This is a genomic window from Bacillus sp. SA1-12 (genome assembly GCF_000981385.1).
GTDB lineage: Bacteria > Bacillota > Bacilli > Bacillales > Bacillaceae > Metabacillus.
On sequence record NZ_LATZ01000119.1, the window covers coordinates 282908 to 297241 of the forward strand.

The 14334-nt window shown below is 34.5% G+C and carries 18 protein-coding genes; 16 read left to right on the top strand and 2 right to left on the bottom strand.

Going from position 1 to position 14334, the window contains the following annotated elements:
- Positions 1 to 87 precede the first annotated feature (87 nt).
- Positions 88 to 273, bottom strand: coding sequence for a hypothetical protein (locus WQ54_RS20775; protein ID WP_046586924.1), 186 nt, complete (start codon positions 271 to 273; stop codon positions 88 to 90).
- 453 nt (positions 274 to 726) lie between these two features.
- Between WQ54_RS20775 and WQ54_RS20780 the strand changes: the two genes are divergently transcribed.
- The 5 genes from WQ54_RS20780 (at position 727) to WQ54_RS20800 (ending at position 4814) form a co-directional block, all read left to right on the top strand.
- Entirely contained in the window at positions 727 to 1941 is a 1215-nt protein-coding gene (locus tag WQ54_RS20780) for an MFS transporter (RefSeq protein WP_046586926.1), read from the top strand.
- A 397-nt stretch (positions 1942 to 2338) separates the two neighbouring features.
- Entirely contained in the window at positions 2339 to 2803 is a 465-nt protein-coding gene (locus WQ54_RS20785) for an NUDIX domain-containing protein (protein ID WP_046586928.1), read from the top strand.
- A 391-nt stretch (positions 2804 to 3194) separates the two neighbouring features.
- Positions 3195 to 3602: an NUDIX hydrolase gene (locus tag WQ54_RS20790; RefSeq protein WP_156178066.1), complete on the top strand. Its 408-nt coding sequence runs from the start codon at positions 3195 to 3197 to the stop codon at positions 3600 to 3602.
- A gap of 56 nt (positions 3603 to 3658) precedes the next feature.
- Positions 3659 to 4072, top strand: a complete 414-nt coding sequence (locus WQ54_RS20795) for a VOC family protein (protein ID WP_046586931.1) — start codon at positions 3659 to 3661, stop codon at positions 4070 to 4072.
- A 184-nt stretch (positions 4073 to 4256) separates the two neighbouring features.
- Positions 4257 to 4814, top strand: coding sequence for a histidine phosphatase family protein (locus WQ54_RS20800; RefSeq protein ID WP_331435149.1), 558 nt, complete (start codon positions 4257 to 4259; stop codon positions 4812 to 4814).
- A gap of 146 nt (positions 4815 to 4960) precedes the next feature.
- Here WQ54_RS20800 and WQ54_RS20805 read toward each other — a convergent pair whose 3' ends face one another.
- A complete protein-coding gene (locus tag WQ54_RS20805; protein WP_046586933.1) occupies positions 4961 to 5506 on the bottom strand; it encodes a CBO0543 family protein in 546 nt (181 codons plus the stop codon).
- Positions 5507 to 5686: 180 nt separating this feature from the next.
- On the opposite strand from WQ54_RS20805, the gene WQ54_RS20810 reads away from it, so the two are divergent.
- From WQ54_RS20810 to WQ54_RS20855, 11 genes are all read left to right on the top strand, one after another.
- Positions 5687 to 6322, top strand: a complete 636-nt coding sequence (locus WQ54_RS20810; RefSeq protein ID WP_046586935.1) for a GNAT family N-acetyltransferase — start codon at positions 5687 to 5689, stop codon at positions 6320 to 6322.
- Positions 6322 to 7281 (top strand): alpha/beta hydrolase, encoded by a 960-nt coding sequence (locus WQ54_RS20815; RefSeq protein WP_046586936.1) that lies wholly within the window; start codon positions 6322 to 6324, stop codon positions 7279 to 7281. The genes WQ54_RS20810 and WQ54_RS20815 overlap by 1 nt, the downstream gene beginning before the upstream one ends.
- A 181-nt stretch (positions 7282 to 7462) precedes the next feature.
- Positions 7463 to 7642 carry a hypothetical protein gene (locus WQ54_RS20820; protein WP_046586938.1) on the top strand — a complete coding sequence of 60 codons (180 nt, stop codon included), beginning with the start codon at positions 7463 to 7465 and terminating at the stop codon, positions 7640 to 7642.
- An 8-nt stretch (positions 7643 to 7650) separates the two neighbouring features.
- A complete protein-coding gene (locus tag WQ54_RS33825; protein WP_156178033.1) occupies positions 7651 to 7827 on the top strand; it encodes a hypothetical protein in 177 nt (58 codons plus the stop codon).
- Between the two features lie 222 nt (positions 7828 to 8049).
- Positions 8050 to 8628 carry a transglutaminase family protein gene (locus tag WQ54_RS20825; RefSeq protein WP_231597596.1) on the top strand — a complete coding sequence of 193 codons (579 nt, stop codon included), beginning with the start codon at positions 8050 to 8052 and terminating at the stop codon, positions 8626 to 8628.
- A 694-nt stretch (positions 8629 to 9322) separates the two neighbouring features.
- The gene (locus WQ54_RS20830; RefSeq protein WP_046586940.1) at positions 9323 to 9817 is read left to right on the top strand and encodes a hypothetical protein; all 495 of its coding nucleotides are present in this window, start codon (positions 9323 to 9325) and stop codon (positions 9815 to 9817) included.
- 113 nt (positions 9818 to 9930) lie between these two features.
- Positions 9931 to 10128: a hypothetical protein gene (locus WQ54_RS20835; RefSeq protein ID WP_156178034.1), complete on the top strand. Its 198-nt coding sequence runs from the start codon at positions 9931 to 9933 to the stop codon at positions 10126 to 10128.
- A gap of 195 nt (positions 10129 to 10323) precedes the next feature.
- Positions 10324 to 10776, top strand: coding sequence for a GNAT family N-acetyltransferase (locus WQ54_RS20840; RefSeq protein ID WP_046586943.1), 453 nt, complete (start codon positions 10324 to 10326; stop codon positions 10774 to 10776).
- A gap of 78 nt (positions 10777 to 10854) precedes the next feature.
- Complete coding sequence (locus WQ54_RS20845) at positions 10855 to 11496, top strand: DUF421 domain-containing protein (protein WP_046586945.1); 642 nt, start codon at positions 10855 to 10857, stop codon at positions 11494 to 11496.
- A 577-nt stretch (positions 11497 to 12073) separates the two neighbouring features.
- Positions 12074 to 13165: a DUF3626 domain-containing protein gene (locus tag WQ54_RS20850; protein ID WP_046586947.1), complete on the top strand. Its 1092-nt coding sequence runs from the start codon at positions 12074 to 12076 to the stop codon at positions 13163 to 13165.
- 576 nt (positions 13166 to 13741) lie between these two features.
- Positions 13742 to 14239 (top strand): DinB family protein, encoded by a 498-nt coding sequence (locus WQ54_RS20855; RefSeq protein WP_046586949.1) that lies wholly within the window; start codon positions 13742 to 13744, stop codon positions 14237 to 14239.
- Positions 14240 to 14334: the final 95 nt, after the last annotated feature.

Below are 14334 nucleotides of genomic sequence, written 5' to 3' on the forward strand. Positions count from 1 at the left end.
ACCTATTTCTTTTGATAAATATTTAATTAAAAACTTATGTTTTTAAAAAAGAAGAGCACCCATAAAGAGTGCCTTCCTAAAACGTATTTACTTACTAAATAAACCTTTTACGCCGTAATAAAGTAAGACTAGTGAGAAGACTAAAACTGTTAGTATGCCAAGAATATCAGTAAATGGTGAAACGCTTTCAAGAAATGAGCCAGCTAAAGGAACTTTAATAAGTGCAAAACCTGATAAAATCGTAGCAAGGAATAAGAAAATCCGATTATCCATGGGTTTTTCCTCCTTCCTATGAGATTAATACATTATATGTCGCGAGTATGACAATTATGTCGTTAACGTAAATATAGGAAAAATATTAAATTGAAGGATTGTCCTTTATAAAGTAAGCATGAAAAACACGATTTTCGCGGATTGAGCAGTGAGATCAAATTTATATTGAATGATCCAGTTAAACCTGTTAGTATAATATCAACATAATATTTTTACCTTTAATACGGTCCAGAGAGGCCGAAAAGGGTGGCAAGCGTAAAACAAGTATGTAATCTTTTTTTGTCTATCTATGCCCTTTTGTCCTCTGTGACCAAAGGGCATTTTTGTGTTTAATCATGAGTACCTCTTTTAATCAGAGTCCTGTGAGGCTTGAAAAGAGAATGGATGTATTCAACTCCATTCCTTCAAAGTAAAAAGAGTTAAAATAAGATCACAACGGAGGGTGGAACAACAATGAATTATCGTAAAAAAACAGTTGTAGCATCAGTAGCAGGTTTAACATTGGAAGGCATGGACATCATGTTTATTTCCTTTGCGATGTCAATGATTATTTCGGAGTTTAGCATTGATTTAGCGACAGGCGGTCTAATTTCGTCTATTACCAATATCGGAATGCTTATTGGCGGGGTTTTATTCGGAATTTTAGCCGATAAATATGGAAGAGTACGAATTTTTACCTATACCATTATTTTGTTTGCGATTGGTACAGCCTTAACAGGACTAGCTACTAATATTGAACAAGTTTACTTATATCGATTCATTGCCGGCTTAGGTGCTGGTGGTGAATATGGGATTGGAATGGCTCTTGTTGCAGAGGCATGGCCAAAGAATAAACAAGGAAGAGTTTCATCATATGTAAGTGTAGGTGCCCAATATGGTGTTATTCTAGCAGCCTTGCTAAGCGCCATGATCCTTCCTGTATTCGGTTGGAGAGCATTATTCTTTGTTGGTGTACTACCTGTTATTTTTGCTTATATTGTTCGTAAAAACTTAGATGAATCCCCAGAATGGGTAGCTGCTCAAAAGGAAAAACAGGTTGAAAGCAAAAAAGAGAACGGTAAGTTGCAGAAGTTATTCGAAACACCGAGAATAGCCCTTACAACCGTTACCTTAGCCATCATGGCAACTGTGCAGATCGCAGGCTATAATGGATTGATGATCTGGCTGCCATCCATGCTGCAACAATCACAAGGTTTATCAGTGTCTGGTTCAGCCCTTTGGACAATCAGTACAGCTGTTGGTATGATCATTGGAATGCTGACCTTTGGACAACTTATTGATCGTTTTGGAGCAAAGCGATCATATGGAATATTTCTTCTTGCTTCAGCATCAGCGGTATTTTTATATTCCTTTGCTGAAGGAAGTGTAGGCGTATTAATCGGCGGTGCGATCGTTGGGTTCTTTTCTAACGGAATGTTTGCTGGATATGGTGCGTTAATCAGCAGCTTTTATCCTGTACAAGTTCGCAGCACCGCAACAAATACCATTTTTAATTTTGGTAGAGCAGTTGGCGGTCTTTCGCCAATCCTTGTCGGTTATATTCTGCAAAGTTATGATATGACAATCGCCATGACATATTTAGCAGCATTATATTGCTTATCCTTTATTGTGATGCTCAGCCTTAAAGAAAAGAAGGAGCTTGGTTCCTTAGAAAAGCATTCTGTTTGATAGGTTAAATAAAAAAAGTGTTACCACTTTGCGGTAACACTTTTTTTATTAGCAGATAAGGAATAGATATAGGTTGGACGGATATTTGATAAGTGTTATTGGTCTATGCTAACTAAAGTAAAAGTAAGGAAACAATGACCAATAACTATCTCATCTATGGTAAAATATAGAAAAATGTTATGGTGAGTGGATTTTTTTGTGGGGAATAGTTCCGCACGATACATACCTTGCTTGACTATTCATTATCTGCATAGTGATTGAAACCGAAGTAAGAAGAGGGATTAACAGTTCAATTAAGGTGGTTATCTTGAAATAAAGCAAGGATTGATATATGAAAAAATATTACAAGTTTGAATACATTTCATTAATCAATTAGTGGATAGGTGGATGAACACAAATGGATATTCGAAATTCGGTAAAGGCAATTATCATAAGTGAAGATAAAGTTCTATTAACAAAAAATCAAGATAATGAGGGATTTTTTTATCTTTATCCTGGTGGTGGTCAGGAACATGGTGAAACATTTCATCATGCACTCATAAGAGAGTGTTTGGAGGAAATAGGGCATTCAGTAGAAATAGGAAAACTTCTTCATATTCGTGAATATATCGGTAAAAACCACGAGTATTCTGCATTCGATTATCATGTTCATCAGGTGGAGTATTATTTTGTTTGTAACCTTATGAATGAAATAAATAATCATACTAAACCTACTAATCCTGACGCCAAACAAGTCGGTATTGAATGGATAGCTTTAAATGAATTGCATAACTACCGGGTTTATCCGAGAGGACTAAGCAACTATATAAAAAAGTACAATGACGGTAAGCAAACACAAGTATATTTAGGTGATATTAATTAATTGCCAAAAGGCTTAAAGGATTTTGCAATTTAGGTTTATTGAATGAATCATCTAATATGGTAATAGCTTGATATTCATTTAGGATGTAAGTTTTGGAAAAAGATATGGGACAGTGGTAAACTTATTAATATAGGATGACAGCAAGGAGGGACTAAAATTAAGTTCATTTACCTTCCTGCTACTAATAATTATTCCTGATGTTTTGATAAAATTCTTTTAGCATGATATGACTTACTAAAGTGTAGTTGGATGAAAAATTGGTCAAGCTTTAATAAAAGTTCATTGAGTTTATAGAAAATGGAGCATGTGAAAAATGAACCTCTGTTTGTACATATAAGAGAATTAGACTCAGATAATTGAGAATATAAAAATGATAGAATGGGGAATGAATATGACACCGCCAAAACATATCGTTTCAGCTGCTGCGATTGTTTTAAATAACCGACAGGAAATCCTGTTAATTAAAGGACCGCGCAGGGGATGGGAGATGCCTGGCGGTCAGGTTGAAGAAGGTGAGTCCTTGAAGACCGCTGCCATTAGAGAAACAAAGGAGGAATCCGGGATAGATATTGAGATTATAAGATTTTGTGGGATATTTCAAAATGTAAACGGTTCAATATGCAACACTTTGTTTTTAGGTACTCCAATCGGGGGAAATCTCTCTACTAGTCCTGAAAGTTTAGAAGTAGGATTTTTCCCAATCAATCAAGCCCTGGAAATGGCTACATGGAAGAACTTTAGACAAAGAATTGAGTATTGTTTAAATGACGGTTTACAGCCATTTTATATTGAATTTTAAGAGATCAAACTAGAAGGTAAAAATACATGAATAGCTCTTACCAAGGAGGTAAAACCATGGAACCGCGAATTACGGTGTTTACGTTAGGCGTAGATGATTTGGAAAGGTCTTTAACATTTTATCGAGACGGTCTAGGGTTCCCTACAAAAGGAATTGAAGGCAAAGAATTTGAACACGGTGCTGTTGCCTTTTTCGATCTTCAGGAAGGCTTAAAGCTTGCAATATGGAATCGAAAGGATGTTGCACATGAAGCAAAAATACCTTTGGCAGCCCCAAGCCCGACCGAATTTACAATTGGTCACAATGTAGGGAGTAAAGAAGAAGTAGATTTGGTCATGGAGCAAGCTAAAAATGCTGGTGCTATCATAACGGATCCAGCTCATGAAACCTTTTGGGGAGGCTATTCAGGACATTTTCAAGATCCTGATGGACATTTATGGGAAGTAGTTTGGAACCCGCATTGGGTCTAAAAACGGTTTTTTAGAACTTTTTACCGGAAGTATAATCCGTATTTCAGCCTTTAGGCAGCTAAGTTGATAAGTGGGGAATAACTGCCGGTAAAGATACAACGAAGAATTGTTTTTTTAAGTCAGGCGAAACGTTAGGATGTAACATTTTTTGTGAGATAAGTCTTAGTTTAATGGAGTGGTTTTGGTGGTGAAAAGCATTTATCTTGTAAGACATTGTGAAGCAAAAGGGCAGGATGCCAGTGCTGAACTTACAACCCGGGGTTTTAACCAAGCAATAGAACTTTCCAACTTTTTTGCAGAATTAACAGTTGAACGAATAATTTCGAGTCCATATAAGCGAGCAATTCAAAGTGTCCAGCCGCTTGCTAAACGATTAGAAATTGAAATAGAGAGTCATACACAATTGACAGTACGTATTTTAAGTACGTGTAATCTACCGGATTGGTATGAAAAATTGAAAATAACTTTTGATGATCTCGGAGTAAAGTTTGAGGGTGGCGAATCTAGTCAAGAAGCCATGCAGCGAATCTTAGCGGTCGTCGAAGAAGAATTTCGAAGTGAATGTGACCACTCAGTGATTGTAACACATGGCAATTTATTGTCATTGCTTTTACATCATTATAATAAAGAATTCGGATTCGACGAATGGAAAAACCTTAGCAACCCTGACGTTTTTCTATTAAAAAAAGAGAATGACAACGTAATGTTTGAACGAATTTGGATTAAAAATGATAAAAGTTAGTGCATTAAAATACTAATAAAATATAATGTGAATGTAGGGAGGAAGGCAAATTGCCTTCCTTTTACTTTTTATACTGCTTTTATATTTGAACCTCTTTTCTATTTGTTTTAGGACAAAGAGGAGGGAAAATTAATTTTCAACATTTCTTATTGCTCTTTTAGTTCAGCAAATCTGTTTCTTGAAGCAAGGTAATGTGCAATTAAATACATGATAAATTGAATGATAAATGAATAAAAATAATTCCATTTTACTGGGTCATATATCCCGAGTGCCTGTACTATTGGTAAAGCAATCAAGGAAAATACTGCAAAAGCTAAAGCTTTAAGGAAAGGATTAATCTTTGGCTTAATTTGTAAAATAAACATCACCGTAATTGGCAGAACTGAAAAACTAAAAGGGGTGTAGGTTGGCAAGATCGGAATGACTTCATAATCATACTTCCACAATCCAAAAAATGTCCCTACATAGTCCAATGTTGAAGAAGCAAATGCAACAAAAATTCCAGCATAGTGCAGTCTATCAACACTATTTCTTTTTCTAAATTTAAACCAAAGCATGTAGGGCAAAATGAACAGAAAAACACCTACCCACCAATGATAGGTGAATAATGTTTTATCAGACCATGCTTTGATTATTTCTTCATTAAGTTTCATATTTTTTTTATAAAACTCGGAAAATGTATCGAAAATCATATTAGTCCCTCGTATTTGTTTTACCTTTAAAATGGACATAAAAAATCAATTATATTCATTAAAAAAGAAATACTTATTCTATAAAGAAAAGGTTAGTTGACAAGTGTTATTTCAGCTTCATATAATCATTTATAGATGATATTGAGAATCATTATTAATTAAGTTTCGGAGGAGAAGAATTTGCTAAAGCAAAAAAATAAAACTGAATTACATGTAGTAAATGGGGAGGGAGTAGAAAACTTTACATTCCGCCATGTCCAGTTTGAGAATGACTTGGATTTACTTTATGACTGGATGCACCAAAAACATATTGCACCGTTTTGGAAGCTCAATCTTCCTATCCTTGAGTTTAAAGAATGGTTACGTAATTCGATTGAAGCGAAGCATAAAGATATTTATATTGGTTCCTTTAATGAAATACCTGTATGTTATTTGGTTGCATACTCGGTTAAAGATGATCCGATAAGGGAGTATTACGATTATCAGACAGGTGATCTAGGTATGCACTTGCTGATCGGTCCACAAGCTTTTTTAAATAAAGATGATGGATTATCTATCATTAGAGCGATGATCATTTTCTTATTCCATCAATATGGGGCAAATAGGATTATCGGTGAGCCTGATATCCGCAATCGGATTGTGATACCGATTTTAAACAAGTTAGGTGGAAAAGTAATCGAAAGAATTGATTTGCATCATAAGAAGGCGTCTTTGATTATTGGGGAGAAAGTATCCATTGAGAAAAAGCTGAAAGAAATGAATATCAAAATAGAAATTATAAATAAAATTAATAGTAGAAATGAGTTAATCGAATAATGATAAAAACAGCAGTTAACCCGCAAGTAACGAAATTACTTAAAACGATTAGTAAAAAGATGGTGGAACTTAACCATCCGCCACTGGATGTGCTTACACCAGAACAATCAAGAGATTATTACAAAATTGCCAGAGGCTATTTCATACCGATTCCAGTTAATAATGTTACGATTATAAATACGGTCATTACTTCTAAATCAGGTCATGATATACCTATACGTATCTACACTCCGAAAGGATCTGGACCATTCCCGGTTCTCGTTTACTTTCATGGAGGAGGCTGGGTGTTCGGAGATTTAGAAAGCTGTGATAATGTTTGCAGGTATTTTTCAAGTGAGGCAGGAATCGTTGTTGTTTCCGTTGGTTATCGCTTGTCGCCTGAGCATAAGTATCCAGCTGCCTTACATGATGCCATAGAGGCAGTGGAATGGACCTTTCAACATGTGAGAACACTAAATGGGATTTCAGCGAGGATTGCTATTGGGGGTGAAAGCTCTGGTGGAAACCTTGCAGCAGCTGCAGCAATCCATTTTAAAGATGATGTATACTGCAAGTTATCACATCAATTCCTGATTACCCCTGTTATGGATTATAGCTTTGATACACTATCTTATAAAGCAAATTACAAATTCAATTTAACAAATGAGAAAATGCAATGGTTTTGGAGTCATTATTTAAATCATCCCTCTGAGGGCTTAGATATATACGCATCACCACTTAAGTTGACATCTATGAAACACCTACCACATACCTTGCTTGTGATAGCTGAATTTGATCCCTTAAGAGAAGAGGGTTTAACCTTTGGTGAGAGGATGAAAGAAGATGATGTACAAGTGGAATTATTGTATTATGATGACCTTGTTCATAGTTTTATTAATATGATTGGGACTGTAGAAAGAGCGAAACAAGCGATTGAAGAAATGACAGCAAAGCTGTGTGAAATGATACATAAAGAATAAAAATGGTAAATTAAGGCGCAATTCTTAAAGGAGAGCGCCTTTAAACATTGCTGGGAAGAACGTTATTTCCAGAATAATACAAGGTATATCTATCATAAAGTTTGATAAAGGCAAAATATATGGGTAAGCTTAATGTCTTCCATCAATAACAATAGCTAGCTTCCATAAAGGGGCTGATCGATTGTCTAGAAATAAAAATAAACATTTAATTTTGTTATTAGGCTTATTATTGCTCATCATTCTTATCGTTAATATACTTCTTTATGTTAAAATTCATATCGTTTATACTTCAGGAATTGGACCATTTTTTCAGATCGGATTCATCATTTTGGCTATTATCATTCTTTATTTAAAAGGATAAATCATTGTATGATTATTGATGGAAACAACATTATCTTAAATAATATACATGGTGTATCCCATGTTGACCAGGGGGAAGAAAAGAAGGATGCAACCATATATATGGAACAATTTGAGGGTGATAATCAGAAGGATAAAGATAATGAACCATCTCATACCCGGGATGACCCGGAAATTGTCCTGTAATGACTGTAAAACGCACGATTAACAGCTCCTTATGTTTAGTCAATTTATAATGTATGTTACTTAGAGAGCTTGCGATACTCTAGTGTTTCCAGTGTATAAAAAAGGAAAATGTAGTTATTTATCGAAAATATATAGAAAACAATGTAGAAGGTGATTTTCATCGATAAAATAGACGTTACACAACCAATAATGAAGCAGCTCATACCTGAGTCGTCTGATTTAATGAATTATCTAAAAGAAGAAGACACTGTTGATTACTCGCATCCAATGATTCAAAGTAAGGTACATGAATTGTTTTATCAGGAGATGTCAGAGGTAGAAAGGGTAAAAACAGCCTTTGAATTTGTTAGGGATCAAGTATCTCATTCCTGGGATATTCAGAGTAATAGAGTAACCTGTAAAGCTTCAGAGGTTCTTCAGTATAAAGAAGGCATTTGTTATGCAAAATCAAATTTGTTCGCAGCCTTATTAAGGGCCGTACAAATACCTGTAGGGTTTTGTTATCAAAGATTAATGATATTTGATACGCCTGATAAAGGATACTCCCTTCATGCGCTTAATGGTGTTTATTTAACTTCAATCAATCGCTGGATCCGATTAGATACCAGGGGAAATAAACCAGGAGTACAAGCTGAATTTTCTTTAAGGGAGGAAAAATTAGCATTTCAAGTTAGAGAAGAGCTTGATGAAATAGACTATCCTACCATATATACTTCTCCTAATCAAAAAACTCTTGCATCATTAAAATCAAACAAAGATGCATTAAATATGTATATAAATGATTTACCTGATTTTTTGTAATTCGGATTTATTTTTTGAGTTATAAGCTAATTCAGACCAAAAATATTCCAACTTAAAACAGGCAGTAAAATCCTCAGTCTATTTTTGGTCTAATTTAGCTTCAGGTAAGATAGTTCCAATGCATTTTTTTTGACGCTATTTGGTGCTACATTTAACGATAAGAATAACCTCAGATTTTCTCATTTTATCTTTTTATCCTCATTTTAAATAAGCAAATCCAAGAACTATTAAGAGTACTGTTATTCCACCATTTCATCCTAATTTATCGGTCCCCATTCTTATACATAATCTTTTTGAAAAGTGAAAATGATAATTAAACTTTATTTTTTCTGTTTTGCCATCATAAAGAGCTAAGTATTCTTTGTGCTTCAAAAACGTAATTTAACCATTTTATAACATTTCAATCTTTTTAGGGTTCTCAAGAATAATTTTTTAGAATTGTTGGTTATTTTGCACCATGTACCTCCGTTTAACAAAGGGGTCACTTGGCTTTCGAATACACTTAACACATGGCTGAAGTAGTGTTATATGATGACGGAGCCCAAAACTATAAATAAAATAGGGATGGCTTGAGCAACAAAGGTACAATATGTTTTTAACGAACTATTTCCTTTTTAACTAAAACTCCATATGTTTTTTTAAATTGTTGTATTTCTGGGAAAGATATGTTTAATAGCAAACTGGAGGAAAATGTATGAAAATAAAAGTTATTTTATACGGAGTACTTATCATATCATGGGCTTCTTTATTTAAACTTGATAAATTTTCATTTAAACGATACTTGCCAGTGGGAATTCTAACCGCATTCTTGTATACGATTTTAAGTGCCATAAACGAGAAAACAAAATGGTGGGTAGTAAAAAAAAGCATTTTACCTAAATTACCTTCAAATTTCCCTTTCGCATTTGGTCCATTTATTTTTTTGCCGATCTGGCTTTTTAAACTTACTTTGGGACGCTTTTGGCTTTATTTAACAATAAACATTGGATTAGGTATCTTCTTTGCCTATCCGCTCACAACATTATTTGAAAAGGTAAATATTTATAAAATGAAAAATATGTCGAGGATTCAACTCGTTTTCCTAAGTGTTTCAAGTTCGGTTATTCTTTATTTATACCAGGTTTTCTTAGAAGAGGTATTGAAACCAATAACAAATAAGCAGAAGCATGGAAAAATGACAACAAAATAAAAAAAATGTTCGACAACGACACAGATTTACAAATTTTTCACCTTTTTCACGTTATAGTAAATCTTATCATATTTCGTTTTGTGTTCTAGTATGGTAGGGGGAAAAATGTTGAAATGACTAGATTGTTAATGGAAAAAGAGATTGATGAAACAGTGGCTTATGTTGTAGACCGATTTTTAACGGCAGGAATCAAAGAGGAGCAATTGCTAGCTATAACACGTACGATGACATCTGATTTTGGGGTGAATTCCGAAGAAAAAGCTGAAAAACTAGTCAAGAATTATCTAACATCACTAGGAATGAATGAATAGTGGTTTAAATTTCATCTATTTATTGGACAGGTCGGGTTGCCTGTTCTTTTTTATATTTGTATTAGGTTATATAAGACTATTTGACTCGAAACTACCGCCAACCAAGTATACATGAGGACAACAATTGGGTTGTTTTTCATTGGTAACAAAGTAAGAAATAATATGGAAATTATACAAAGAACTGGGGAGAGCAATATGAATATCAGAAATCTATTTAAAGATGAAAAACCTCCTATGGATTTACTATTATTAGCAGATCCCTCTCAAATCATCGTTAACGAGTATGTAAAGAGAGGGGAATGCTTTATAGCTGAAAAGGAAAATAAAGTGATTGGGGTCTATGTGCTTCTTCCTACAAGACCTGAAACTGTTGAATTGGTGAACATCGCAGTTGCAGAAGAGGTACAAAAGAAAGGGATTGGGAAGCACTTGTTATCCCATGCCATCCAAATGGCCAAAAGGAAAGGATATAAAACGATAGAAGTTGGGACTGGAAATTCAAGTTTAGGCCAACTTGCTCTTTATCAAAAATGTGGATTTAGAATGATTGGAATTGATAGAGATTTTTTTGTTAGACACTATCAAGAAGAAATTATCGAAAATGGGATCCATTGCAGGGATATGATCCGCCTTTCTCAGGATTTATGAATCATGAAATGGATAAAAAAGGGTAAGTTGGGAAAGATATCACCAACTCGTTTTAAATGAAATGGTGGTATGAATTTAATGATATGGGACCTTATTTGGAAGTCAATATTAATTGTTTTTGCAGGAACAGTTCTGTTGAGAATCGCAGGTAGGAAAACCATTTCACAAATGACATTGGCTGAAGCTGTCATTATGATTGCAATTGGGGCTTTACTAATTCAACCTGTAGCAGGGGAGAACATTTGGACAACCTTTTTAATTGGTGCTGTCCTTGTTTTTACATTATTAATAATGGAGTATATCCAACTGAAATCTGACAAGATTGAAAAGATGATTACAGGTAAAGCAAAGGTTGTCATTGAAAACGGAATCTTGAATGAAAAAAACTTAAAAAAACTTCGATTATCAATTGACCAGCTTGAAATGAAGTTAAGACAAAATAGTGTTTCTAAAATAAGTGACGTAAAATGGGCAACTCTAGAACCGAATGGACAATTAGGCATTGAATTACAAGATGACGCCAAGCCAGTAACAAAAAAAGATTTTGAAGATTTCAAACAAACAATCGTTAACTTAATACCGAGTAATGCACAACTTACACATATCAATGAAATTTTAAATCTGTTAAATAAACAGCATAAGCCTGAAAGTGAAGAGGACTTATTTGCAGAGGTTCAGTATAATGCGCATAAAAAAGCTCCGCCAAAGCATTTACAGTAATTGTTACAACTACGATAACAGCATAGAATCTAACTAGAGAGTGTCTCAAACCAGAGTGAATGTTTGAGATGCTTTTCTTTTTCTACACAAAAAGTCAAGGAAAAGAACTTGATTTTTGTACAACAGTATTGTATGTAGAATTTACTATTAAATGATAACGAATCCGCTTTTAGTTAGCGGAACGATTGGATATTCTGTAAGATGGTTCTGCATCTGTCATTAAAATTGAAAAAGTTTTTAGTAAAAAACAAATTGTTAAACCAAGTGCATGTTAATGATGATGAACATAAAGATACAAATTAGCAATCAGTTAAAAATCTTTAGTTACCAATTCATTTATTGAAAAGGCAGGCGGAAATGATTTTAATGGCAAACGAGGAAGATACCTATCCATCTACACAATTTGAAAAATTGGAAACGGCACTGCAATTATAATGAAAAAGTATTGGAATGAGTGTAGTCCACCATCGTGTAATAGAACCGGTAAACGTAAAATATACTTATTTAGGACTACGAAGAAAATATATTAATACATAGACTTATTAAGCTTTTGGAAGCATGAAAGGAGTGACGTTGTCTGTTTAAAGAATTAACAAAATCCCAATTATTAGCGCTTGAACATCTGACAAACTATGCAAGAAAACACAAACAAGATGCACAGACCACCATTAACCAAATACTAAACATGTCTAATCTCTCTCAAGTATTATTTGAAAAAGCGGTTTATAAATTAAAAACCCACGCAAGAATTGCCTTGCATTTTCATCCAGATCGACCCGATTCAACAATGAAAAGCGTTGCTGAAGCACTACTCGAGCAAGGAATATATAAAAGTCAATTTGAAACATTCTTATCGAATGGCAGCGTATCCGCATACCCTGGAGGTCAACGAGACATATGGGAAGAGAAAATCTTTAATGGAGCTTATCAATTAGCGGGAACAACCAATAATGAAAGACCTAAATATGGAGCATTAAATGTCATGTTACATCCAGACGGACCTGCCCCCCGTTTTGGATCATGCTATTTTCTCCTTTCTCCTGAGGTGTCAGAACGTTCCACATTTACCTATTTGGATTCCCATCAAAATCCAAAAGATAAGGGAACATATGAAGAGTTTGATATGATTATGGCTGCTCTATTAGAAGAGACATTTTTAAGAGATTTTGCAATTGGGGAAACCAATATAACTCCAGCAAGTCTAATCAATCATTTGCTCCAAAATCTTGAAAAGACATTCCCAGACCCTGCAAAAAGAGAGTCAAGCCGAAATCTAAATCACTATATTGAGGCCCAGGTTCATGGCGATGTTTCTTTAAAAGAAGACGTGGAAATGTTAGTTGCAGATCCTTCTTTCAAGGAAACGAAAATAGGCGGAAACTTAGAGCAATTATGTGCAAAGTATTCCATTGATCTATATTGGCACAAGGGATTTGCTCTTGGGGTTGACAGAGTTCCTTCAGATTTTAGAGGTCCAACTATGCCATCCCTGGCAAAGCGTATTGCTAAAAACGGCATTATAAATGCCCACACCATTGGAACAGCTGTTATGGACTTAACACGTAATCCGGAAAATTGGGGTGATCGCGGAGAGTATAAAGAAGTGCTTCAGGAATTAAAGCTTTTATGGCACGTTTTGGTGAAGTTTGGTGAGCCGCTGCTTTCTTGAAACAGCCGCATATGGTTAATAGTTTTTGGAAGAAATTATTTAATAAGAGTCTCATTAAAAGTCTTTGCTAAAATTGATGTTAGCCGAAATAAATGGAGAGAGCTTATAAATATTGAGGTGAAATATAGAATTAGGATAGTGCGCTGTAAAAAAGGGCAGAGATGATGAATAAAGGGGAAAGCGTTGAAAAAAAGGGGAAAACGCTTATAAAAAAGGCAAAGTCGCTGAAAAAAAGTAGTTAACTTTGAAAAGGGTATGAAAGTCGCTGAATAAAGGTGGGAAAACGCCGATAAAAGAGGCTGGTCGCTGAATAAAGCTAGAACTCAATTTATCAGCTAGTTTTTCGCTTACGGTTACATTCGGATTAAATGAATCAAAAGGGGTTTAACTTGAATAAATCAAGTTTTTATAGATTCACAGAATAATGAGATATGAAGGAGTTGAATTATGAGTATGCATTAGTTGGTGGTGCAGGTCAAATTGAGTTTGTAATATAGTAGCTATTCCTACTCCATGAATATGAATAACAACAGACAGATAGCATAAAAATTCACATTTAAGAGGGAGAGCAAATAAATGAAAGAATTAACGCTACAATTATTTGATTACCATTTTTGGGCGAACGAAAAATTGCTGCAACATTTGCAAGGTTTGCCAAAAGGAATCTATTTAAGCAAAGTAGAAAGTGTATTTCCTTCAATTGCAGAAACTTTTGGTCATATGGTTGCTGCTGATGAAGTCTGGTATTCACGTTTAAAAGGGGAAAGTTTATCACAACTGGCTACAAAGAAATTTCGTTCAATTGAAGAAACGAGTATAGTATCTGCTGCACTCTATAATGAGATAAAACACTTTTTAACTAAAACAGAAAATTTTGAACGAATGATTCATTATAATAATATGAAGGGTGACCCATTTAACAACAAAATGTCTGAAATTGTCCACCATATGGTAAATCATGGAACTTATCACAGAGGGAATATTTCAGCAATGATCAGGCAAATGGGTTTCGAGGGAATATCAACAGATTATATAGTTTACCTTAGAATAAAGCATAATCAAGTTATGCCATGAATTAAAAAGATTTCACCTCAAAAAGAAAAGATGTACCAGCTAAAAAAATCCCCAAGGCGCTGGAGAGCCATCTTTCAAAACTAGATTTTTTAGTT